Genomic DNA, 22,946 nt, shown 5'->3' on the forward strand with positions numbered 1-22,946 from the left:
AGGTTCGGCTATCCGCAAATTACCTATTCGGTTATCCGGTTTGGTTTTGTAACGGATTTTTAAGAACCAGGAGAGTCATCCCAAGGCTGTAGAATGGCTGAATGCCTTTCCTAGAGCCAGTTTCGACTCAACGAATCACACACCCCCCACCCACAGCCAGCGACCGGAAGGCAAAGATTTAATTTGACGCTGCATCTGGTCTATAATGTCAGCTTCTTGGGGTGTGAGCTTGCCCAGGCGTACCAGTCCGCGTAGGGCGCGGACGCACACCTGCTCCCAACTCTCCCGACCATTTGCCGTCCGACGGCTGTACGTTCTAAAAAACACCGGATTCGCCACTGGGGCAGTTTCCGGAAATGGGTTAGTATTTTGCAAGCGCTCTAGCTCTCGAACCATATCACCAAGCCTTATCGTTTTGCGACAGACACAGATTTAGTAGTGTAAGCGATCGCATATCTAGCGTCAAAGCTTGAAAAAGTATGAAATTTGCTCTATTTGTAGCTAATGGCTAATTGTTCCCCTGCCCACCTGCTCCAGGTGCTCACCCGCCCTTTGACAATGACTTTAGCTTCTTGGCGATCGCCTTTATCTCGCGCCCTCCATCTTAACCGCAGCCTTGTGTACGCCCGTTACCTGCAACTGGCTACCGTGAGGGCAGATGGACGCCCTGCGAACCGTACAATTGTTTTCCGGGGCTTTCTAGACGATACGAATCAGCTAAAATTTGTCACCGATTCCCGCAGCCAAAAAGCCGACCAAATCGAAGATCAATCTTGGGGTGAGGCTTGCTGGTACTTTCCCAAAACGCGGGAGCAATTTCGCCTCGCAGGTCAGCTAATCCTAGTGTGCAGCAATTATCTCGATATTGCCCTCCAGAAAGCCCGCCAATCCGCTTGGCAAGAACTTTCTGACGCCGCGAGACTTCAATTTGGCTGGCCTCATCCAGGGCAAACTAGAGCTAATTCAGAGGCTTTTGAGCCAACCCCACCCAATCCAAGCGAACCGTTACTAAATTTTTGTCTATTATTATTAGATCCAGTTCAGGTAGACCATTTAGAATTGCGGGGCGAACCGCAAAATCGATGGCTTTATCAGCTAGATAGTGCTGGTGTTTGGTTGAAGCAAGAGATTAATCCGTAATTGCTAATTGCTAATTGCTAATTGGTTTTTTCCAATGACCTATTAGCAATTAGCAATTAACCAATTTTAAATGCCTGCGCCGTCTAGGAATTGCTGAATGGCTTTATCTTGGAGGCGACATCTGGGGGAGATGGGATCGTCGCTTTGCATCTCTGTAGGATAATCGCTTTCATCCATAGAGACTTCTTGCTTACCTACCAAAACAGGCTGAAGCACCGCTGCTGGTTGAGGTTGCTGGATTTCTTGCATTTGTTGTTCCAACATCTCAATTCGGTCTACCAAGGCGCGAATCACTTCTGCTTCAGAGTCTGGCAAACTGCCGTGTTCTAGGGGATTCACTCGCACGCCAGAACGATAAACAATCCGCCCTGGAACGCCTACCACCGTGCAATCTGAAGGTACGTCGCGCAGTACAACCGAACCAGCACCAATCCGAACATTATTGCCAATTAGAATATTTCCCAATACTTTAGCACCGGCTCCTACTACCACATTTTCCCCTACAGTTGGGTGGCGCTTGCCGGATTGCTTGCCCGTCCCGCCGAGGGTGACGCCTTGGTAAATTAGGGTATAGTCGCCTACAATAGCTGTTTCGCCAATCACGACGCCCATGCCGTGGTCGATAAAAACACCCTTACCAATTGCGGCACCGGGGTGAATTTCAATCCCGGTTAAAAAACGAGCGATATGAGAAATGAAACGAGGGATGAAGGGAATTCCCAGTACGTAAAGCCAGTGAGCAAAACGATGCAACACCAAAGCTTGCAAACCGGGGTAGCAAAACAATACTTCCAGCCAATTGCGAGCAGCCGGGTCGCGATCGAAGATTATGCGAAAATCAGCTATGAGGGAAGTGAACACGAGCGGTCACCAAGTTTTGCGTAACATGCCATTCCCGATTTTAGCTTTTTAAGTGTCTTCACTGGTAATTGGTAATTGGTAATTGGTAATTGGTTAGGACTTCCCACGGTCACTTTCCTGAAAGTTTGGCAGGCCCAGACAAGATTGGCAAGCTAGCCATTAGCCATTAGCCATTAGCCATTAGCCATTAGCCATTAGCCATTAGCTATTACCCGCCTTTACTCTTGTCGCACTGAAAGACTGTAGTCGCGGCGGACTCCTTCTTCAAAGGTTCCCACCCAGATGCTGTATCTGCCAGCTTTCCAGTTTGTGTCAGAGATGCTGGCATCTTTATTACTGCCGGTATCGTCGCCGCAACGGATGGTATTTTCGTTACCGGGGCCTCTGATTAACAACGTTGTATCGGAACCGCTGGTATTGACCTGTACGGTTAGTTTGGGAAAATCTCGCTCTAAAACCATGATGTGGTCGGGTGTGGGGGAAGCGAAACCGATGCAGCGATTGTTTTTGTGATCGCTATTTGCGATCGAAGCCAGCGAGTAAGACCCCCCAGTATAACCCGATGCAACCCCAGCCGAAGGTGAAAAGCCTTGTGAAAGTGTTAAAGAAGCGAAATTAGCAGTTTGGGCGAGAACAGGTGTAGCGCTCAAAGCTGTCAACAAAACTAGCCAAGCACGGCTTTTGAAGCGAAGTATAGTATGCACTAACATATCAACAGCCCTCCTCCAATCCTGGGTACAGGCGTTCTCAATTCCAACCTATCCCAGAATCGAGTCGGCGGCGTTGGGCTTCATGCCAGTTTTAAGGCTGCACACTAGGCAGAAAAATCTGTTGCGATCGCGCTTTTTTTCCAACTTTACCGGCCAAGTCAGATCCCTTCCCAGTGTGATAGATTTTCTATAAGTAACTCAAGTTGGTAGTTATAAGCTTTGGCGGCAAATCAACCCGGTTTCTCTGAAAACTCGTGGGTTTGACAGCGAGAAATTAACTCTGAAACCGGGTTGATGACGCTCGGTAATTGGTAATTGGATTCATTGGTGGTGGAATCGTGGCAATTACCGATTACCCATTACCCATTACCAGCTTCCTTGGATGTACTAGCAACTTACGTTAACTATTAATTACCAATTATCTATCTGTTTTCTTAACTTTTTTCCGTTTTCGGGACTGGAGATTAGCCACATATGAGTTCTTCCAAACCTTGGACTTGTGATGGTAAACCGAGAGATGGGAAATCTTACCCAAATTGCTCTGGTTCCCACGAACCCTACGAAAATTATGGTCCGGACTGCGCGATCTGCGGCTTACCGAGAGAAGCAATAATTCCCAACAAAGGTGAGGGTAAGCCAAATATTACTGCTATTGCTGTTGGTGCTGCTTTGGTCGTTGCCTTACTGGGGACTTTAGTTTATTTAATCTGGCCTAAACCTCAGCCCCAAACTCAAAATGTCATAACTCCAACGACTCAACCAACAACTCCTTCTCAAACTACCCCGCTAGTTAGTCCTGCGGCGATTGTCACGACCTACCGCACTTTAGCAGAGGTGCCTAACGTGCCATCGGTGGTGGTGAATTATGGAGGGTCTACAACATTTGCACCGCTTCGTTCTCCCCAGATAGTAGCAGCGATCGCATCTGCTCATCCAGGATTTCAGTTACGCTATCTTGAGCCGCCTTTCGGTAGAAAGCCTGGATCTGGCACTGGAATCAGAATGCTTTTGGATGGTCAACTAACTATTTCCCAATCTTCCCGACCTATAGAAACCAAGGAGTTTGAAGAGGCCAAAACTAAGGGCTTTGAGTTAGAACAAGTAGCAGTTGCGATTGATGGCATTGCCTTTTATGTCGATCCTCAATTGTCTATTCCTGGGTTGACAGTAGCTCAGATCAAAGATATTTTCACAGGAAAAATTACTAACTGAAAAGAAGTAGGTGATCCCGATTTAGATATTACTCCCATCAGCCGTCCCATTGCTGATGGCGGTACGCCGGAATACTTTCACACGGAAGTTTTGGGTGGCGAAAATTTCGCTTCAACTGTACAGGAAGTGAGAGACACCACAACAGGCATCCAGCGGGTTGCCAGAACGCCTGGTGGAATTAGCTATGCTACGGCGTCCGAGATTATCCAGAGTACAATACGTCCTCTGCCAATTGCTAAAAATACGAATCAGCCTTTTGTGCCTCCCTTAGTAGGAAATGCAGTTAATAAAACAGCTTTGGCTGATGGTTCTTACCCGATTACCAGGCAACTTTTTGTGGCGATCAGACGCGATCGCCAATTGGCTGAACAAGCTGGTGTAGCCTATGCCAATATGATGCTAAGTGATGAAGGTCAACGATTGGTAGAGCAAGCGGGTTTTGTGCCTATTCGCAAGTAAAACATATCAGGTATTCCTTGTGAAACTTCCTCGTCGCGGTTTGTGGTTGTATCCCCTGTTTCAGATTCCAGCGATGTTTCTAGGGGCTTTTTTAGTAGCAGCTCTGTTATTTGGCGTGTTAGGCTTGGGTAGACCTAACGTTGCAGTAGCGATCGCTCTAGATTTGAGCAGCAGCACCTACCAACCGCAATCCTTCAACGCCCCAAATACAGTCATGGCTGAAGAAATTGCTGCCGTGCGTTCTTATCTTGAGCAAAATTCCCAACAGCTGAGAACTCCTAACCAAATTCAAATATTGGGTTTTGCAGGAGAAGTTATTCCCCTTACCAGTTCGTTCAAAACCGACAAACAGCAGTTAGAATTCGAATTGAACCAAGCTTGGCAAAATCCTAATCTGCCTGACCAAATTGGTCAAGGTACGGATATCAATAAAGCAATTCAAAAGGGGACTGAATTACTCAGTAGCGTCAGCAATCGCTGTCGCGAATTACTTTTAGTCACCGATGGAATGGCTGAGGTTTCGCAACCAGTTGTTGACGGGGCAGTAGCTCAGAAGGTTAAAATTAATACCGTCGTAGTGGGAGCCGAAGCACCTGCTCTTCAGCAAGCCGCATTTAGCACCAAAGGCATTTACATATCCGGTCAACAGAATAATCTGAATATGTTATTTACAGACAGATTTTTTACCAGTTTTAACAGTAACATAAAATGGATTAAATTCTGGCTCGGTGCTGCCTGGATTGCCTTCATGTGGATGCTCACCCTCCCCCTAGACCGATGGATTTTTCAACCATTGATGAATCTGCCGCCTAATCTTTCTGGTCAGTTGGCGTTGGGAAACGCCTTTTTTTGGACTGTTTTGACCCCGTTAATTGTTTGGCGCTTATTTGGTTTACCCTTTGGCTTAGATTGTTAAAAAACTTTAGTTTTACCTTTACTAATAGGAGAAAATTGTTATGACAGTCGATGAAAAAAGCATGGTTCCTACCGTATTAGTAGGCGTGGGAGGAACCGGACATGAAGTTCTATCGCGGGTGCGTCGATTAGTAGAAGAAACCTACGGCAGTTTGCGGAATTTTCCTATTATTAGCTTTTTGATAATAGATACAGATCGAGAATACAAAGTCACGAATCCTGGGGCGGCAGGTTCGGCATTCAAAAATTTTGGGCAAGTGTCAGCGGTAGCGAAGTAAAAAAAATTATATCCGATATAGATAATTATCCTTGGATTTCCAGGTGGTTTCCCACAGAATTAGAACGAAATATTGGAGCAATTGAGGTAGGGGCAGGACAAATTCGCGCCTATGGAAGGTTTGCCTTTTTCTGTAATTATCACAAAATTCAAAGAAAGTTTAACGAAACTTGCGATAGTGTAAAAGGCCATGAAAATTTTATGCGCGATCAATATGGCATTAAAGTAGATACAACATCTTTAAATGCGTTCGTAGTGGGTTCTTTATCAGGTGGAACTGGCAGCGGAATGCTGATAGATATTGGCTACTGCATCCGCCATTGGTTGCGGGGACAGGGAAGTTCAACCGTAACGGCAATTGTGCCAATGCCAACCGCTTTTGCAAGTATAAATATAGGCGCTCGCGTCCTCGCCAATGGTTACGCCGCACTGATGGAATTGAGCTATTTTTCCGACCACAGAACCGAGTATGACGCTCAATTCAGCAGTCAATTAACCGATGAAATACGCAGCAAATCCGCTCCCTTTGACTTCACTTACTTAGTCGGAACAAAAAATGGTGAAACTGAATTTAACCTGGAGCGGATTCGGGAAACGATCGCCCAAAATATCTTCCTGGATCTGACTTCTGATTTTGCCCCTTATAAACGCTCAATTAGAGACAACATTAAAGGATCTTGGGCGCAATCCGACTCTGCCGGTCGAGGTTATCCTAAGAATTTTATGAGTTTTGGATTATCCACCGTCGAAATTCCGATTGCCCAAATTCGCACCTCCATATCCCAACGACTCGCGGCTGATTTTATCAGTTGGTGGCTGAATGAATCGGTCCCCCTACCACCCGATATGTCAAAGCTGGTAGAAACAGATATCCTCAAACGAATGCGGTTAACAGAAGCGGAACTTTTAGCGGATTTATCCTCAGCTGGCGACCGTTCTTATATAGCAGAAATTTCCGCATGGGTCAACAGCATCCGCAACGAAATTGCTACCGATAACAAACTAAAATGCACCCAAGAAGGAGTGAATGTAATTGGCGCTGAACGCGGCAAGATTCTGCAATTTTTGGACTACCTCCAACCCAAAGTTAATGAATATAAGGAAAATCACTTGCGCGAATTGAGTCCAGATCCGCGCTTGCACGGTGACTTTTTAATCAAGATGTACGACAATCGCGCTCGCATCATTCAACAAGGTCGGAAATCTTTAGAAGAAGAGTTTTATCGCATGATTGAAGACCGCAATCGAGGGCCAAAATTTGCAGATGCATTCGTGACAGCAGTGCGCCAGAGTTTTTACACAGCAACGGAAAAGTTTCGCCGGGAAATGGAAAAAGTATGGCAACCCAATCAAACTAATCGCCAGCGACAATACGAAGGATCATTGCAAGACATTGCCCAATTTAAAGATAAATTTGCTCTAACTAAACAAGCTGATATGGAAAAGCGTTGCGAATCAGTCCTCACCGGATTAGAGGGGAATGTAATCGCGACAATTCAGCGCAAAGCGAGAGCTTTGGGTTTAGAAGTAATTGCCAGAATGGAAGAACATTTGAATGAATTGAATCGCCGTTTAGCTCGTTTAAATCAAAAACTGCGGCAAATCCGCGATGAATTTCAGCAAAAAGCCGATCGACAAGCAGATAGCGCTGACGCTTTAATTGTGAATGGCATCAAGCTTTATAATCGGGAAGAACTAAACGATTTATATCAAAACCTAATCGAGCAATTAGCGGGTGCTTCTGAAGGTAGTAAAACCCGCTATGAATTGGGGATGGATGGGATTTGCAGTAATCTTTCTCAGCAGGTTTTGTTGGAAGCAAGTCCGCTGTGGAAACGCAATCGGACTGCTGACGAAGTGATGCGACTGTTCGACCTACCGAATCTGGCTGATGTGCAAGATAATGACTTCAAAGATATTATTGGGGAAAAAACTAAAGCGGTGGTCGTAAATGCGCCGGGAAATAGTCGCATAAAACGGGACTTGGCAGCGTGCGATCGCTTGTTCAAACTATATAACAATGACGAACCAGAAATCCGGAATCGGATCGGAATGGCTTACAGTCAATCAAAGCCGCTGATTTTACTTTCTGAAGCAACTCTGAAACGAAAAGATGCTGGTTTTACCCCAGCACTCAATGCCAAAGTTGCCATCGTCGGGGGTCGAAATAGTAGCGATATTGCCGCAACGAAACTGATACCAATACTGCGGGAACGTGTTGGCAGTAATGATGCTATTACACCTCTGGGAGAACCAGAACGTCACCGGATTGTATTCGTGCAAGAGATGGGTGGTTTTTCCCTGCGTTGTATTGAGGTAATGCCAGAATTACAGCAATCCTATCAAGACTGGAAAGGACAATCGATTCAAGCAAAGCGATCGCAACTCAAAGGTGAAAGTAAAGATCCTCCGATTCCAGTTCATATTCAAAAAGAACCTCCTTTCTGGGATGTGTTTCCCGAAAAACCAGAAATCTTTAAGCTAGTTGTGGAAGCACGATCCTTAAAAGTGCTGCGGCTAGAAGAAAATCGTCAAACAAAAGAAAAAGTAATTCGCTACACCCGCAAAACAGTAACCGGATCTGAGAATGTCGATATTGCTTCTACTTGGGAAGAAGCAGTACAAGTACTGCAAGTTTTGGCTTGTCGTCCCGATAAAGAAGAGATTCAGCGTCAGGTGACGGCAAAACTGATCGAGAATGAAACCAACCAGCAAAAACGGGTATTGTACGAACAATTGATCGAGTATATAAATCAGCGACAAGTCGAGTTAGAAAAAGAGGGAGGAAGCGACAGTCTCGAATACAAGCGCGAACTGAAAGTTATTCAGGATACGATCGAAGCACACAAACTTTATTCAGAGTCCAGTTCACAACAAGATACTCATAAAGCGAGCGAAACTGTTGACTTAACTGCAAAAATACTAGAAAATGATGGTGGTGCGGTTGGTCAAACTCGCACTCATGTTTTCTGCAACAAATGCGGTCATAAGAATCCAGCCGAATCGAATTTCTGTTCCAATTGTGGCAGCAAATTGGAGCGGCTCATCTAATAATCGGCTTTTTGCCAAACGACTAAAGTCGCGGCTACACAAACGAAGCCTGCCTACGCAGGCTTAAAGAAAAAGGGGCGATCGCATTCCATCCTAAAAAGCCCCCCTTTTTAAGGGGGGTTGGGGGGATCGCCAATTACCGCTCCGGCAATTTATACTGCCCGACAATCCGTTTAGCATATTCTGGCACGTGGGCATCTAATTTTTCTGGATGATTCCGCTTTACATATAAATAGTTGCGGGTGAAGTGAGAATCAATCGAAAAACGGGCATATTCCAGACCTTTAGGACCAATTTTTTCGATCACCACGCCCATTAATTTAGCCGCCCACATCGGGAGCGTAACGCCTTTGTCGTAGGCAGGTATACTTTGCTGCACGGCATTTTTGCGCTCGCCCGCAGACATCACCGGCTGAGTTTCGATCTGATCTTGCACCAAATCCAGCATTTCTTGCCCGCGATCGTTTCTGACCACAATCCACTGCCAACCAAAGGGCGCGCCCATGTAGCCTACCACTAAATCTGCCAAAGAATTGACATAATCAAAACAACTCATGCAAGAAGGAGCAAAAACATCCTTCAATTCCTTAGTATTCAGCCCAAAAAACGGCACTTTTTCAATCGAACCGTCTTCGTGTTTAAAGTGAACCTGAAAATCTTGCATAAACTCGTAATACACCACCGTTTCTGGAGAACGGCTAGTAGTATCTAAGAATTTTTGCAGACCCGCACGAGTAACATTATCTACACAAGGCGTACCGAGAACGTAGAGCTTTTCCAAACCCAATTCTTTTTCAACCGCCCGCAGCGCCTGGATTTGACAACCCACGCCAATCACCAACAACCGCTTCATCCCAGATTGCTCGATTTGTTCCAAAACCGAAAGATTTGGCGACAGAGTTGGCTTATTCACCCGCGCCGCTAGAATTTCCTCTGGAGTGCGGGCGATGACAGGTTTAGGTTGAAAGCGGTCTTCCTTGGTATTTTGGACGCAGACAACGCCTTCCACAATGCCGCGATTGAGCATTTCAATCGCAATCGTACTGACAATACCCGTCCACTGCGCGCCCTCGATCGGTTGAATTTTCCGCGCCGCCATCATGTCTTGACTGACGCCGAAATACCATTCATCGGGGTTATCGAGATTGCGATCGCGCCCGTGGGTTAGTGCTTCCAGTTCGGCAATTTGTTGGTTTAAGAAAGCACAAGCTTCCTTGACATAATGAATATAGTATGTATCGCACAGTCCGCACTCGCTGCAAAGTTCCTTAGCAGGGCGACGGCTTTTGGGTTTGAGGGCTTTCGCCTTTTTGTGATTGGTAGAATGAACTGAAGTCATTAAATTAGTTCTTTTATCCAGAAACAGCCTCTCTCAAAATAGATTACCAGCTATGAACTTCACGATAGAGATTGAACAAGAAGAAGATGGACGCTTCTTGGCTGAAGTGCTTGGGATGCCCGGAGTGCTAGCTTATGGGGAAACGCGGGAACAAGCAGTTGCCAAAGTCCAAGCATTAGCGCTGCGAGTTCTTGCAGATAAACTTGAACATGGGGAAGTCACCCCAGAGCTAGTTAGCGTTTCCTTTGCCTAGCACAAAAGCAAAGCGCGTCCTTGCCGCCTTGTTACGCATCGGGTGGGAAGTCAAACGAATTTCTGGTTCTCGTCGGATCTTGTCGCACCCTGACTGGCCTGATGTGGTGTTTGCCTTTCACGATAATGAAGAAATTGGGTCGCGAATGCTAGCCCGAATTGCCAAAGTCACGGGTTTAACACCTGAAGATTTATGATGTTTAAATTCACTATCTGCGATCGCTAGAGGGTTTGAGGGCTTCGGATTTGTGGTGAAAGCGCACAAAGTGATATTATGGGGGTTTATTAACTAGAAACTTAAGATAGCCCAAGGCTGGTTTTTACAAAAACTTTAAGAACATTCAGTCATTTTTCAGTATTTATTACGAAGCATTCAAATTTTATTCAGATTAAATTTTAAATGATTTCGACTACCTTGGGCGAAAAAACTATGACGCAAAATAACGAAGAATTCAAAGATAAAGCAGAAGGTGCAACATTAGTTGCAGGAGGAACCGCAGCAGGTGCAGGTGTTGCTGCAACAGTCGGTGGCATGGGATTAGTAGGGGGATTTGGCGGCGTAGCAATTGGTGCGGCTCCTGTTGTTGCAGCTGGAGCAGTTGTAGGTTCAGCCGCTTATGGAGCCAAAAAAGCAATAGAAGAGGGAGACGCTACAGCATTAGGTGCAGTCGCAGGTGGAGCAGCCGTCGGTGCAGGAGTTTCAGCAGTAGTTGGTGGCATGGGTTTAGCAGTAGGCGGTACAGCGGTGGCAATTGGTATGGCTCCCGTCGCTGCTGCTGGTGCAGTAGTTGGGCTAGCTGCTTACGGGTTAAACAAGCTTTTTAACAGTAAGTAATGGCAAAAAACCCTCCTAATCCATTACAAAAACTGGTGCGGGGTGTAATTCGGGATTTGATTACGCAGGTGAATAGTCAAAAAACCGATCAACCTGCAAAGCGAAAGAGTAAAAAATCTGCTACCAAATCCGAACCTAAACCCAAACAGGAAAAAGAGAAGCGATCGCGTCACATTCCTGCATCAGTTCGCGTCACAATTTTGCACCGAGACGGCTACAAATGCGTTTTTTGTGGTCGAGGTGCGCCGAAAGTTGAACTAGAAGTAGACCATATCTTACCTTTTTCAAAAGGTGGAAGTAACGACCCTAGTAACTTGCAAACCCTGTGTTTCGATTGCAACCGAGGAAAAGGTGCGCGTCGCTTGAAATAGCCAGACGGTGCGTTACGCTTGCGTAACGCACCCTACAATTTTTAACTGCCCAAACACATTTAAAGGAAAGGCAAAAATATGAGTTTATTTGATCGCATCATTAGGGTCACCAAAGCTAATCTCAACGACATGATTAGTGAGGCTGAAGACCCAGAAAAGGTTCTAGAGAAATCTATTATCAAGATGCAGGAAAACCTGGTTCAATTCCGTCAAGCAGCGGCACAGGCTATAGTGACTCAAAAACGTACTCAGCAACAGTACGATATAGCCCAAACCGAAGCAAACAACTGGCATCAACGCGCTCAGATAGCTCTGCAAAAAGGAGATAAAAATCTGGCTATTGAGGCGCTGATCCGCAAGAAAACTTATACAGACAGAGCTAATAAGCTGAAACCCCAAATTGACCTGGAAACGGCTCATGTCGATATCCTTAAGCGCAATCTCATAGCTTTAGAGAGTAAAGTTGCAGAAGCCAAACTGAAGAAAGATAAATTCAAAGGGCAGATTGCTGCAAGAAAGGCTCAAGAGCAGCTTCAAAGAACCGTTGGACGAATGGGAACCAGCACAGCTATGGCTGCCTTCGATCGCCTGGAAGAAAAGGTTTTGCAGATGGAAGCCCGCGCCCAATTCCCAGGCGAATTAGCTGGCAACGATCTCGAAATCTATGTTTCCATACACGAATCGGGTAGCGATGTTGATGATGAATTGATGGCGATGAAAGCTCAGTTGACTGGTGCTTTCCCGAATCAAGTAACACTACCGCCCTCCAATCAATCTAATGTTTTGCCATCTAATTCCTCGTCTACTAGGTCATCTGTTGATAAGGATTTGGAAGAACTTCGTAGGCAGATGGATCAACTTTAGCAGCCAATATTCAAAAATAGAATAATTTAATTGATTGGCAGATGGGGAATCTGGGAGCGATCGCATCTCTCCCTCTCTTCCTCTGCGTCCTCTGCGTCTTTTGCGGTTCAATCTCTTAGGCCGAGGTACACTAGAGTTGAGAATTAGAAACCCAAGCGTACCTATGCTATCCGTTGAGCAACTGACACAGGCAGCCCTGTCTTTACCGAGTGCATTGAGGGTGCTGCTGGCAGAAAAGTTGATAGAAAGCCTGGAATTCGACACCGATCCAGCCATTCAAGCAGCTTGGGTAACCGAAGCAAAAAAACGACGAGATGAAGTCCGAAACGGTACTATTACACCTATTCCAGGGGAAGAAGCTTTAGCACAAGTGAGGCGACTGCTTGAGCAATGAGATATGTATTTCACCCGGAAGCGATCGCCGAATACTCTCAAGCCGTTCAATACTATGCAGATCGTCGTACTGAACTAGCGCAAGCGTTTATCGATGCAGTTGAAGATGCAGTCTATCGAATTAGAGAATCCCCTACTCGTTGGCGCGTACTTGATGAAGATGTTCGGCGATGTCTGACACGCAAGTTTCCCTATGGAATTCTCTACACAATTGAACAGGATTACATTTTGATTTTGGCTGTGATGCATTGCAGCCGCGAGCCTGGTTATTGGAAAAGTCGTAGAGAATAATTGAAGATGGATAATTAGACGAGCAATAAGGAGGACGCAACCCGAGAGCAATCGCACCTTTTTTCTCTTGCTTCCTATCCTTCGCATGTTGGCGTTATTTAATCTTTGATTAATTTAGAGTGGGAGCAAAAAAAGTGGCAGAAAACTTAGGAGAAGGTGCAGCCTTTATTGCCAGTGGCACTGCTGCTGGTGCTGGTGTTTCTGCCGCAGTCGGCGGCATGGGATTAGTCGGCGGATTTGGCGGCGTTGGCATTGGTATGGCACCAGTCGCAGCAGCCGGAGGAGTCGTCGGCGCCGCAGCTTATGGTGCTTTCTGCGCCATCGGAGAAGGAGATGCTGCGGCTTTTGGTGCAATTGGAATTGGTGCTGTAGGTGGCATCGGAGTTTCTTCTGTTATTGGCGGCATGGGATTAAGCTTTGGAGGCACTGCGGTTGGCATTGGCATGGGTACAATGGCTGCGGCTGGGGGTGTTGTTGGACTTGCCGCCTATGGTATTGCTAAGCTGATCGATCAAACTGGAAGTGGGGAAACGGCTGCACAAGCTTTTTCACGCATGGAAGAGAAAGTCTTGCAGATGGAAGCCTATACCTCAGCGTTAATCGAGTTAGAAGCAGAATTATCGGGCGAGGCTTGGATGCAAAAATTTGCTGCCCTTGAAATTGAGGATGAGTTAAAAGCGCTCAAAGCTCAAACTCGCAAAAAAAACAGTTCTTATTTCAATTTTTACCCATCCAACTCGCCAACGCTACCCTTTACTCCAGCTTTCAAACATGTAAATGCCCCAAATTCATCACAACAAGACAGCCAATCTACTCCTGCATCAATAACATCTAAAAATCATGAAAATTGGTGTTGTATAAATACTCTCAAAGGTCATTCAGGATCGGTCAACTCTCTTGCTATCAGCCGGGATGGGGAAACAATCGCTAGTGCGAGTGATGACAAAACAGTTATTTTGTGGAATCTGAAAACATCCAAACGAGTTTGGACTTTTGTTGGTTCTTCACAAGAAGTTTATGCGGTGGCAATTAGCCCAGATAATCAAGCGATCGCGAGTGGTGACTTTGACCGAAAAATCACCCGCTGGAATTTGCCTAACAAAGAACTAATAGGCACATTATTTTATCTAAACAACCCCTACAGTCATTCCGGCTTTATCTATTCCCTTGCTTTCAGCCCTGATGGGAAAACTATTGTAAGTGGTAGTGCTGATAAGACTATCAGACTTTGGGAGCCTGACACGGGAAAATTAAAACTTACCCTAAATGGACATTCAGAAGCAGTTTTGTCTGTTGCTATTAGTCCTGATAGTAAGATTGTTGTTAGTGGTATTGCCGATAAAACTATTAGGTTTTGGGATTTGATCAGTGGTAAAGAAACCCGCATTCTAACTGGGCATTCAGGCTGGATTACTTCTATTGCTATTAGCCCAGATGGACAGATTCTGGCGAGTGTAAGCACAGACGGCACAATCAAATTGTGGAACCTGCACGCAGGTGAATTACTCCGCACTTTTAGCGGGCAGGGAGTGGCGATTTTTTCGGTTGCTATTAGCCCCAATCGAGAAATTATCGCTAGTGGTAGCCAGAAAGAAATCAAACTTTGGAACCTAAGCACTGGCGAATTACTCGACACACTTTCTGGGCGATATCCTGTTGCTTTCAGTGCAGATGGGCAAACATTGGTGAGTGGTGGTGAAGGCGGCAATATCAAAATTTGGCGTCAATCTGCCATGAGTGAATTCACACCTGAACCAGTGTTATCTGGAGAATTGTCGCAAGTCTTGGTAGTGAATAAAAATACTGCTGCTGAGGAAGTGAAGCTTGCTTATCGTCGATTGGCAAGACACTATCACCCTGATGTAAATACTTCTGCTAATGCCAAAGCCAATATGCAGGCAATTATTGAAGCTTATAAGCAGTTCCGACAGCAGTGAGTGCGAACGTAACTTAACCAATGTTTAACAGAATAATTTCAGATCGCAGCAGGTGGGGAAAAGTGTAAGCGCGTTCGCATCTCTCCTCCTCTTCCTTGGCGTCCTCTGCGTCTTGGCGGTTCAATCTCTTAGGGCTATGTATTTCACCCGCAAGCGATATGCCTCCCAACGCTTGCGCGAACGCACGATATCCTAAAGAAAGATTCTTGCTTTTGCGCCTCCCATTATGGTTCAAACTCGCTCCATCTCTAAAACCATCCTCAGCTTAGATGACCTCGAAGAAAGGTTTAATCTGCGCCCGACTGAAGACGAGCAATTCTTCACAAAATGGATAGACAACTTACCCCAACTCAGCGACGCGGAAATAGCAACCTTAGACCAAATTAAAAATAGATTTTATCGCCATCGCAAGCGGGGTTCTCTAGCCGAAGGCACAATTAACCAATTACTCATTTCCCCGTTATTAACCTTAGCTGGTTTGTATGACGAACCCTTCTACGTTACCACAGAACCAGAAGTCGAAATTATTCTTGAAGACCGAGACGAACTCTTGCGGGGACGGATTGACTCCCTGATTATTCAACAGCAACTCTGGGTATTAGTTGTTGAATCAAAATCTACGAGATCTTTTTCTGTTGCTTTACCACAAGCCCTCACCTACATGATAAAAAACCCGAATCCACAACAACCTGTTTATGGACTTATTACCAAAGGTGATGAATTTCAATTTATCAAATTGTCAACCGGGGATAATCCCCAATACGATTTATCTAATATTTTCTCTTTGCTCCTACCCCGTCGCAATCAGTTATATGACATCATGGGCGTGCTGAAAAATATTAAACAGATTATGTCGCCAACAGCCGTAGTAGAATAACCCATTTAGTTAATATAAGTCCCGCCAGCATTGATCCCATCTCTTTTCCTCTTCCTTCTTGTCCTACCCTACGGGAAGCCGAAGAAAGCCTCTATCGCGTCTTCGCATTTTTGCAACCCAAGGAAACTCCCAAAAGGTAGATGTCGTTCAAGATTTTTTGTGGCAGTTGGGGTCGGAGTAAAAGTATAGATATTGATAGGTTTGGTTTCAACAAAAACTGAGATTTTCTTCGTTCATCTGCGCCAAAACTGTATTTCTATGGTAGAATAAACAGCCAATTTATAAGTATTTTAAATTAAAAAATAAAAATGAAAAGATTTAGTTAATAGAGCGCTGGAGAGTTATAAAACAAAATAAGTTCAGAGACTTGAAGTGGTAGGGAGGAGCGAGGGGACGCAAACTTTCCCCGGAGAAAGTGCATTTACCCTAACACAGGGACACCAAGGGACTGTAAGATGGTAAATCGGTGACCTCTAAGATATGCAACAAAATCTTGACGATTCCAGGATGTTGTTGCTATATCAAATCGCCGTAAAGCCATCGTTCTCGGTTTCAAGACTACTCGCATGTATAAAAGCTGGAGCATTAATTTTGGTGCCTTGCCGTTTGTTGGCGTTCACCTTGCTTGCCTTGCTGCATTTTGGACAGGTGTAGATCCTTTGGCAATTTGGATGTGTGTCGCTTTATTCCTGATCCGCAAATTTGGTATTACCGGCGGCTATCATCGTTACTTCTCCCACCGTTCCTACGAAACAAGTCGCTGGTTTCAATTTATACTCGGATGCTTGGGTGCATCAGCCGCGCAACGAGGCCCGCTGTGGTGGGCATCGCACCATCGGCATCACCACAAGTATTCAGATACAGACGAAGATATTCATTCTGCCAAAAAACAAGGCTTTTACTGGTCGCATGTGGGCTGGATTGTCGCGTTTGACTACGATGACTATAACCCAAAATTAGTCAAGGACTTGACAAAATACCCAGAATTACTGTGGCTGGAAAGATACAACGTTATCCCAACAGTTATCCTTGCCGTTGGATGCTATTTAGTTCACGGCTGGATGGGTTTAGTTTGGGGATATTTTATCAGCACGACGATTCTTTATCACACTACATTCGCGATCAATTCCCTGTGTCACGTATTCGGTACGCAGCGCTATGACACGGGTGAGTCGAGCAAAAATTCTTTGTGGTTGGCACTAATTACACTGGGCGAAGGATGGCACAATAACCATCACCGCTATCAGCTTTCGGCGCGTCAAGGTTTCTTTTGGTGGGAAATTGATATCGCCTACTATGTGCTGTTGGTGCTAGCGGCATTCGGCATTGTTTGGGATTTAAAACAACCGCCGAAATGGCTTCTGGAACCAGAGGCGATGATAGCAGGGCGGGGATAAATAGACCCCTCCCCTGCAAGCAGAGGTGCAGAGCAAAAAATGCGTTCGCGTAGCTAGCCCTTGGCATATCGCTCAAATCATGAGTAAGCAAAATCCTCGGCAATTAGCATTTATTGCCCTCCGGTCAGTTCACCGGGGGGCATTTGCCGATGTTGCCCTTGATAAAGTACTGCAAAACGCCAATTTAAACAATCTAGACCGAGGATTGGTAACAGAATTAGTTTATGGCAGCGTTAGAAGACAACGGACGCTAGATGCACTAATCGACCAATTGGCTAAAAAACCTGCCAGCAAACAACCAGGCGATCTCCGCACAATTTTACATTTAGGTTTATATCAACTGCGCTATCTCAGTCAAATTCCCCCCTCTGCTGCGGTTAATTCTACCGTCGAACTTGCTAAAGAAAATAACTTTTCCGGATTGACTGGTTTTGTTAATGGTTTGTTGCGGCAATATATTCGCCTATCTCTTGTGGGGCAGGCATCTTGCCTGCCATTGGTGGAGGGCGGGCAGGATGCCCACTCCACAAATCAATTGCTGAAACCAGGCGGGCAGGATGCCCACTCCACAAGTCTATTGCTTAAACCAGGCGGGCAGGATGCCCACCCCACAAAACAAGACCCGCTTAAGTTGCCAGAAAACCTTGTTGAAAGGTTGGGAATTTTACACAGTTTTCCCGATTGGATTGTACAAGTTTGGCTCGAACAATTAGGTTATGCAGAAACAGAACAACTCTGCGAATGGATGAATACTTCCCCTACAATTGACTTGCGCGTTAATATTTTGCGAACCTCGATCGAGGAAGTAGAAGCGGCGATGCAGTCGGCGGGAATTTCTGTTAGTCGCATTCCCCATCTTCCCCAAGGATTAAGATTAACTGGAACTATCGGTACAATTGCGAATTTGCCTGGATTTAGTCAAGGTTGGTGGACAATTCAAGATAGTAGCGCTCAATTGGTGGGGTTTTTACTCGCTCCGCAACCGGGGGAAGTAATAATTGATGCTTGTGCGGCACCGGGAGGTAAGACAACCCATATCGCGGAATTGATGGGGGATAATGGGACAGTGTGGGGATGCGATCGCACTCCCTCCCGACTCAAAAAACTGCAAGAAAATACCCACCGACTCAGCTTAAAATCGATTCAAATTTGCACCGGAGATAGTCGCAATCAATCCCAGTTTACCAACATCGCCGACCGAGTTTTACTCGATGCCCCTTGTTCGGGATTGGGAACTTTACACCGCCGCGCCGATGCTCGCTGGCGTCATACTAAAGAAACAGTGACAGAACTGGCGACCCTACAGGGGGAACTTTTAGAACAAGTGGCAACTTGGGTTAAACCCGGTGGTAGTTTAGCGTACTCTACCTGCACGCTGCACCCCCTAGAAAATGAAAATATTATTCAAGCATTTCTACAACGCCACCCTGACTGGCAAATCGCATCGCCAATGCCAAATTCAAACTTAGCATCCTTTACGACCCCAGAGGGGTGGCTGAAAGTTTGGCCTCATCGGCATCAAATGGATGGTTTCTTTATGGTGCTACTGAGATGCAATTGAAACAGGTCTTACGCAAGAAGATCCCAGAAACCCGGTTTCTTTGCGTAAGTGAAAGTTACAAAAAATTAATTCTTTTTTTATTCTCAATTTTTCTTGTTTTTGATCGCTTAAGCTGTTAGGGAAGAGTTAGGAAAAAATCAATGGCATCTAACTCAAATGTTAAAAATCTCGTTAAGATTCTGATTGGTGCAGCTTGGCTTGATGGAAAAATTCAGCCGGAGGAAAGGGAATATCTCCACCGGGTGGCTAAAGAAAAGGGATTAACCAACGATCCGGAAATTCGACCTTGGCTGTATGAATTACGGTCAGTGTCACCGGATGAGTGCTATCGGTGGGTGGAAGAATATTTAGGTTCGCGCCCAAGTTCTGAAGATTGCCAGCACCTGATCGAGGCCATTAGTGGCTTAATTTACAGCGATGGCAACGTTGCCAACGAAGAAGCCAAACTGTTAATGAAGTTACAGCAACTCGAAGAAGCTAACTCCTCACCCCAGCCAGTTGAGCAGACTGTACTTAAAGCGATTCAAAAGCTTTACCACCGCTGGGTTAACCGTCAAGTTTAGCAAGTTTGGTAATTGGTAATTGGTAATTGGGGATGGGTTATCAGTCTATAAAAACTCGCAATTACCTATTACCTATTACCCATTACCGATTAGCTTTTAGGCTCGCCCAAACCTGGTGTTTCTTCCTTTTTAATCTCAGGCACGATGCTGGGACGTTCTTTGTCTTCCCAACCTGGGGGGCGCTTGGAATTATACCAGGCTACCGAGCCTAAAGTCACGGCTGCGATAAAACCAACGACATACACCGCAGTAAAATAGACGGGAAAATGAGGCGCGTTCGCAGCAGCTTCCATTAATAGCATGGGTGATCAACTCCTAAATCAATCGCTGTCTCTAGAGTATAAAGACTTATTAAAATTATGCATCTTCCCCTAGTTTGATGCTAGGTGCTGCGTTGGTAATAGGTCATGGGTGATAGGTGAATCATGACCCATGACCGATGACCTATTACCAATGACCCAATTTAATGGTGACTCTTGAAATCGATCGTTGGGGCACTTGCTGCGGGTGCAGGTGCGGCAGAGCGGGCAGCTGCGGGGCGCGATCGCCTCGAAGCTACCCTTGCCGAGCTTCTAAACGATCGCCTGCTGGCAGTTGACTCCCCACCAGAACCACTACGGCGCGACCCACCCGACGAAGAGCGACGACGGGTGTAGCTCGAGGTATCAGACGACCTGGTATTGGATGACGAAGCCGTATATGAGCGTCGCCGACTAACTCTGGGTTGTTCCGATGCCCTGGTATTGGATGACGAAGCCGTATATGAGCGTCGCCGCCGCCACTGTCTGGAGTTATCCGACGAGCTGCTATCCGATGATGAGGCGACAAAAACCCGCCGGCGACGCCGCACTACTGTTGGTTGATCGTCATTGCTGGCAGTTTGGTTTTCTGACCTCACCCTAAAGCGGCGTCTCACCCCTTGGGATGGAGAAGAATCGTTATCCGAACCACGCCAGCGACGGGATCTTCTGGAGTCGTCATCATTATCATTCGAGGCTCTTTTGATGCGCATCGTGTACAGCTGTCCGGGTCTGACGGGTTCGGCTTTAATAATCCCTTTACGACCTTCTACCTTATCCGGTCGCGGCGGGAATTTCTCCACCTCCATCCCATCGACTGCTTTGACCATAAAGTTGCGCCAGGTGAGGGCAGCGGTGCTGCTGGCGCCCCAAGTCGGCGTGTTATCGTCGTTACCCAGCCAAACGCCGGTCACGAGTTGGGGGATGTAGCCAATGAACCAGAGGTCGCGAGCGTCGTCGGAGGTGCCGGTTTTTCCGGCAACTTGTCTGCCTGGTAAACTGGCGGCGCTTCCCGTTCCCGAATTGACGACGCCCCGCAACATCCAAGTCATAATGGCTGCGGTTTCTTCGTCTACGGCTTCGTAGGGCTGGTATTTCGCTTCGTAGAGGACTTCTCCGCGCTGGTCGAGGACGCGACGAATGCCGTGAACTTCGGTATGCTTCCCTTTGGCAGCCAGGGTGCCGTAGCCGCCGGTTAACTCTAGCAGGTTGACTTCTACGCCTCCTAGTGCTAATGAATAAACCGGCTTGAGTTCGGATTTAATCCCCATTTTGTGGGCGGTTTCGATCGTGGGTTCAAATCCGACATCAATTAACGCCCGGACTGCGACCGTGTTGACAGATTTGACTAGGGCGTCGCGCATGGAAATCCAACCGCTGTGAGTTTCGCTGTAGTTTTTAGGGGTATAGCCATCCACCTTAAACGGGGCGTCTAAGTAACCCCGGAAGGGGGAGAACCCAGCTGCGATCGCAGTCGTATAAACAAACCCTTTAAACGTAGATCCGGGTTGCCGCATCGCTTGGGTGACGCGATTAAATTGGGTATCGTCAAAGTCCGTCCCCCCCACCATCGCCTTTACTTCGCCGTTGCGCGGATCGAGCGCGACTAACGCCGCTTGCTTAAATCGCTCACTCCGACCATAGCGATCGATGGCTTTTTCCACTACTTCTTCGGCTTGCTGTTGCCATTCGCGGTTTAAACTTGTTTCGACAATTAAACCGCCTGCTTCCACAGCTTCTGGCGGGATCAAGCGCGGCAATTCTTGCTCTACGTATGACGTAAAATAAGGCGCTTCGGTTGCCAGTCGTTTGGGGGGTGCTGGCTCTATTTCCAGAGGTTCTGCAATCGTTGCTTGCGCCAGTTGGGGTGTAATAATTTTAGCTTCTTGCATCCGCTGCAACACGAGATTGCGACGTGCTACGGCGGCTTTTTCATCCACCAGGGGCGAGAATTTACCGGGGGCGGGTGCCATTGCTACCAGGGTCGCCATTTCTGACAGCGTTAGTTCGTCGAGGTCTTTGCTGAAGTACACCCAAGCTGCATCTGCGACTCCGTAGGCGCCTTCTCCCAGATAAACCAAATTCAGATAGCGTTCGAGTATCTGCTGTTTGGTCAATTTTTGCTCAATTTTTTGAGCCAGCATGATTTCCCGAATTTTGCGCCAGACGCTGCGCTCTTGGGACAGGAAAACAATCCTTGCCAGCTGTTGGGTGATCGTGCTGCCTCCTTCTACCACGTCTCGCGCGGTTAGGTTAGAGACAACGGCGCGGAGGATGCCTTGATAGTCTACGCCCTTATGCTGGTAGAAGCGGCGGTCTTCCGAGGCAATGAACGCTTGTACCAAATGGGGCGGCATTTCTTCGAGCGAGTATTTTTCCCGCGTTGCTTCGCCCCGCTGTTGCAAAATTGTGCCGTCTTCGGCTTTAATCGTCAGCGTGCCATCGCGCACGAAGGTGAGAGCTTCTAAAGGATCCGGTAAGCTGCGGTCTAAATTCCACCACGTAACGCCGACAGCGAGCGCTCCCCCGCTGACACTCACCCCAATTCCGGTCAAAATCCAAAACTTCCGACTGCGATACATCGGGTTTTTCAAATCCAGCAAAGGCGAATCCAGCACCTGCTGGGGAATTACCCGCGACATCGCCGCCATCAGCTTGCTTTTTGGCTTTGTCGTTGCGGTGGATGCATCATCAGGCGCTGCGTCGGTTTCTCTGACGGCAGATTCCAGTTGGAGCAAGGTTGTTACCCCATTCGCTGACTGGGATTTAGTATCCGACGTTGTTGCTGATTCAGCCGCTTTGGAGTTGCTGAACTGGGTTGAAATATCATTGAGTTCGGGGATAAATTTTGTCACCTTAGACCCTCACACGCAACACAGACCAAGCCAAGCTTTGTTTTGGAGTGAAATTCACCTAAGTTTTGAATATTTTGAATCTGATTGAAGTCATACTGGCTATTTTTGTCGGTTTATTAGGCTATGACTCCTAGAGAGCGTTGCAATTGCTTGGCGTTGTTCGCTCTTGCATTCGAGCTAACTTTGCTTTTTTAGGGTAAGTTCAACGAGGATTATTTGCAACCGTGTTGCTTGGGCAATGGGAAGCAATACGCACCCGCAATAGTCCGTCGGCGGAAGCGAGAGGGATTATACCATACATTTGCGTTCGTAGTAGGCGCTTGAGCGCCGTTGAGCCGTTCGTAGTAGGCGCTTGAGCGCCGTTGAGCCGTTCGTAGTAGGCGCTTGAGCGCCGTTGAGCCGTTCGTAGTAGGCGCTTGAGCGCCGTTGGACCGTTCGTAGTAGGCGCTTGAGCGCCGTTGAGCCGTTCGTAGTAGGCGCTTGAGCG

Annotated in this window: 22 protein-coding genes and 2 pseudogenes; 17 read left to right on the forward strand and 7 right to left on the reverse strand. The window is 46.7% G+C overall.

Annotated elements, in window-relative coordinates; translation table 11 throughout:
- Positions 1 to 135: 135 nt before the first annotated feature.
- Positions 136 to 396 (reverse strand): hypothetical protein, encoded by a 261-nt coding sequence (locus ACE1CM_RS15080; RefSeq protein WP_374878332.1) that lies wholly within the window; start codon positions 394 to 396, stop codon positions 136 to 138.
- A gap of 162 nt (positions 397 to 558) precedes the next feature.
- Here ACE1CM_RS15080 and ACE1CM_RS15085 point away from each other — a divergent pair, with 162 nt between their 5' ends.
- Positions 559 to 1,140, forward strand: coding sequence for an Npun_F5749 family FMN-dependent PPOX-type flavoprotein (locus tag ACE1CM_RS15085; protein ID WP_374878333.1), 582 nt, complete (start codon positions 559 to 561; stop codon positions 1,138 to 1,140).
- Between the two features lie 66 nt (positions 1,141 to 1,206).
- On the opposite strand, the gene cysE is transcribed toward ACE1CM_RS15085, so the two are convergent.
- Positions 1,207 to 2,001 carry a serine O-acetyltransferase gene (gene cysE / locus ACE1CM_RS15090; RefSeq protein ID WP_374878334.1) on the reverse strand — a complete coding sequence of 265 codons (795 nt, stop codon included), beginning with the start codon at positions 1,999 to 2,001 and terminating at the stop codon, positions 1,207 to 1,209.
- Between the two features lie 218 nt (positions 2,002 to 2,219).
- Entirely contained in the window at positions 2,220 to 2,711 is a 492-nt protein-coding gene (locus tag ACE1CM_RS15095; RefSeq protein ID WP_374878335.1) for a hypothetical protein, read from the reverse strand.
- Positions 2,712 to 3,185: 474 nt separating this feature from the next.
- Between ACE1CM_RS15095 and ACE1CM_RS15100 the strand changes: the two are divergent.
- From ACE1CM_RS15100 to ACE1CM_RS15115, 4 genes and pseudogenes are all read left to right on the forward strand, one after another.
- Positions 3,186 to 4,382 (forward strand): annotated as a pseudogene (locus tag ACE1CM_RS15100) (PstS family phosphate ABC transporter substrate-binding protein).
- Between the two features lie 19 nt (positions 4,383 to 4,401).
- Entirely contained in the window at positions 4,402 to 5,298 is an 897-nt protein-coding gene (locus ACE1CM_RS15105; RefSeq protein WP_374878336.1) for a VWA domain-containing protein, read from the forward strand.
- Positions 5,299 to 5,359: 61 nt separating this feature from the next.
- Positions 5,360 to 6,321 (forward strand): annotated as a pseudogene (locus ACE1CM_RS15110) (tubulin-like doman-containing protein); the annotation flags it as partial.
- Positions 6,322 to 7,893: 1,572 nt separating this feature from the next.
- Positions 7,894 to 8,625 carry a zinc ribbon domain-containing protein gene (locus ACE1CM_RS15115; protein WP_374878353.1) on the forward strand — a complete coding sequence of 244 codons (732 nt, stop codon included), beginning with the start codon at positions 7,894 to 7,896 and terminating at the stop codon, positions 8,623 to 8,625.
- Positions 8,626 to 8,761: 136 nt separating this feature from the next.
- Here the strand turns inward: ACE1CM_RS15115 and ACE1CM_RS15120 are convergent, their stop codons facing one another.
- Complete coding sequence (locus ACE1CM_RS15120) at positions 8,762 to 9,964, reverse strand: Coenzyme F420 hydrogenase/dehydrogenase, beta subunit C-terminal domain (RefSeq protein WP_374878337.1); 1,203 nt, start codon at positions 9,962 to 9,964, stop codon at positions 8,762 to 8,764.
- 52 nt (positions 9,965 to 10,016) lie between these two features.
- Here ACE1CM_RS15120 and ACE1CM_RS15125 point away from each other — a divergent pair, with 52 nt between their 5' ends.
- From ACE1CM_RS15125 to ACE1CM_RS15180, 12 genes are all read left to right on the forward strand, one after another.
- The gene (locus ACE1CM_RS15125; protein WP_374878338.1) at positions 10,017 to 10,217 is read left to right on the forward strand and encodes a type II toxin-antitoxin system HicB family antitoxin; all 201 of its coding nucleotides are present in this window, start codon (positions 10,017 to 10,019) and stop codon (positions 10,215 to 10,217) included.
- Positions 10,210 to 10,413 carry a type II toxin-antitoxin system HicA family toxin gene (locus tag ACE1CM_RS15130; RefSeq protein WP_374878339.1) on the forward strand — a complete coding sequence of 68 codons (204 nt, stop codon included), beginning with the start codon at positions 10,210 to 10,212 and terminating at the stop codon, positions 10,411 to 10,413. Before ACE1CM_RS15125 ends, ACE1CM_RS15130 begins: the two co-directional genes overlap by 8 nt.
- A gap of 233 nt (positions 10,414 to 10,646) precedes the next feature.
- On the forward strand, positions 10,647 to 11,051 hold the full coding sequence (locus ACE1CM_RS15135; RefSeq protein WP_374878340.1) for a hypothetical protein: 405 nt from the start codon (positions 10,647 to 10,649) through the stop codon (positions 11,049 to 11,051).
- Positions 11,051 to 11,422: an HNH endonuclease gene (locus ACE1CM_RS15140; protein WP_374878341.1), complete on the forward strand. Its 372-nt coding sequence runs from the start codon at positions 11,051 to 11,053 to the stop codon at positions 11,420 to 11,422. Before ACE1CM_RS15135 ends, ACE1CM_RS15140 begins: the two co-directional genes overlap by 1 nt.
- 78 nt (positions 11,423 to 11,500) lie before the next feature.
- Complete coding sequence (locus ACE1CM_RS15145; RefSeq protein ID WP_374878342.1) at positions 11,501 to 12,286, forward strand: PspA/IM30 family protein; 786 nt, start codon at positions 11,501 to 11,503, stop codon at positions 12,284 to 12,286.
- 163 nt (positions 12,287 to 12,449) lie between these two features.
- On the forward strand, positions 12,450 to 12,680 hold the full coding sequence (locus ACE1CM_RS15150) for an addiction module protein (RefSeq protein WP_374878343.1): 231 nt from the start codon (positions 12,450 to 12,452) through the stop codon (positions 12,678 to 12,680).
- Positions 12,677 to 12,970 (forward strand): type II toxin-antitoxin system RelE/ParE family toxin, encoded by a 294-nt coding sequence (locus tag ACE1CM_RS15155; protein ID WP_374878344.1) that lies wholly within the window; start codon positions 12,677 to 12,679, stop codon positions 12,968 to 12,970. The genes ACE1CM_RS15150 and ACE1CM_RS15155 overlap by 4 nt, the downstream gene beginning before the upstream one ends.
- A 134-nt stretch (positions 12,971 to 13,104) precedes the next feature.
- Complete coding sequence (locus tag ACE1CM_RS15160) at positions 13,105 to 14,907, forward strand: DnaJ domain-containing protein (protein ID WP_374878345.1); 1,803 nt, start codon at positions 13,105 to 13,107, stop codon at positions 14,905 to 14,907.
- A gap of 226 nt (positions 14,908 to 15,133) precedes the next feature.
- Entirely contained in the window at positions 15,134 to 15,784 is a 651-nt protein-coding gene (locus ACE1CM_RS15165; protein ID WP_374878346.1) for a restriction endonuclease subunit R, read from the forward strand.
- A 566-nt stretch (positions 15,785 to 16,350) separates the two neighbouring features.
- Positions 16,351 to 17,181, forward strand: coding sequence for an acyl-CoA desaturase (locus ACE1CM_RS15170; protein ID WP_374878347.1), 831 nt, complete (start codon positions 16,351 to 16,353; stop codon positions 17,179 to 17,181).
- A gap of 79 nt (positions 17,182 to 17,260) precedes the next feature.
- The gene (locus tag ACE1CM_RS15175; protein WP_374878348.1) at positions 17,261 to 18,742 is read left to right on the forward strand and encodes a 16S rRNA (cytosine(967)-C(5))-methyltransferase; all 1,482 of its coding nucleotides are present in this window, start codon (positions 17,261 to 17,263) and stop codon (positions 18,740 to 18,742) included.
- Positions 18,743 to 18,882: 140 nt separating this feature from the next.
- Positions 18,883 to 19,305 carry a TerB family tellurite resistance protein gene (locus ACE1CM_RS15180; RefSeq protein ID WP_374878349.1) on the forward strand — a complete coding sequence of 141 codons (423 nt, stop codon included), beginning with the start codon at positions 18,883 to 18,885 and terminating at the stop codon, positions 19,303 to 19,305.
- A gap of 89 nt (positions 19,306 to 19,394) precedes the next feature.
- Here ACE1CM_RS15180 and psb35 read toward each other — a convergent pair whose 3' ends face one another.
- The 3 genes from psb35 to ACE1CM_RS15195 all read right to left on the reverse strand — a co-directional run.
- On the reverse strand, positions 19,395 to 19,607 hold the full coding sequence (psb35, locus tag ACE1CM_RS15185; RefSeq protein WP_374878350.1) for a photosystem II assembly protein Psb35: 213 nt from the start codon (positions 19,605 to 19,607) through the stop codon (positions 19,395 to 19,397).
- A gap of 161 nt (positions 19,608 to 19,768) precedes the next feature.
- Complete coding sequence (locus ACE1CM_RS15190) at positions 19,769 to 22,459, reverse strand: transglycosylase domain-containing protein (protein ID WP_374878351.1); 2,691 nt, start codon at positions 22,457 to 22,459, stop codon at positions 19,769 to 19,771.
- A gap of 202 nt (positions 22,460 to 22,661) precedes the next feature.
- Positions 22,662 to 22,946, reverse strand: a 285-nt coding sequence (locus ACE1CM_RS15195) for a hypothetical protein (protein WP_374878352.1), incomplete at its 5' end; no start/stop codon positions are given.

The organism is Microseira sp. BLCC-F43 (assembly GCF_041929235.1).
Lineage (GTDB): Bacteria > Cyanobacteriota > Cyanobacteriia > Cyanobacteriales > Aerosakkonemataceae > Microseira.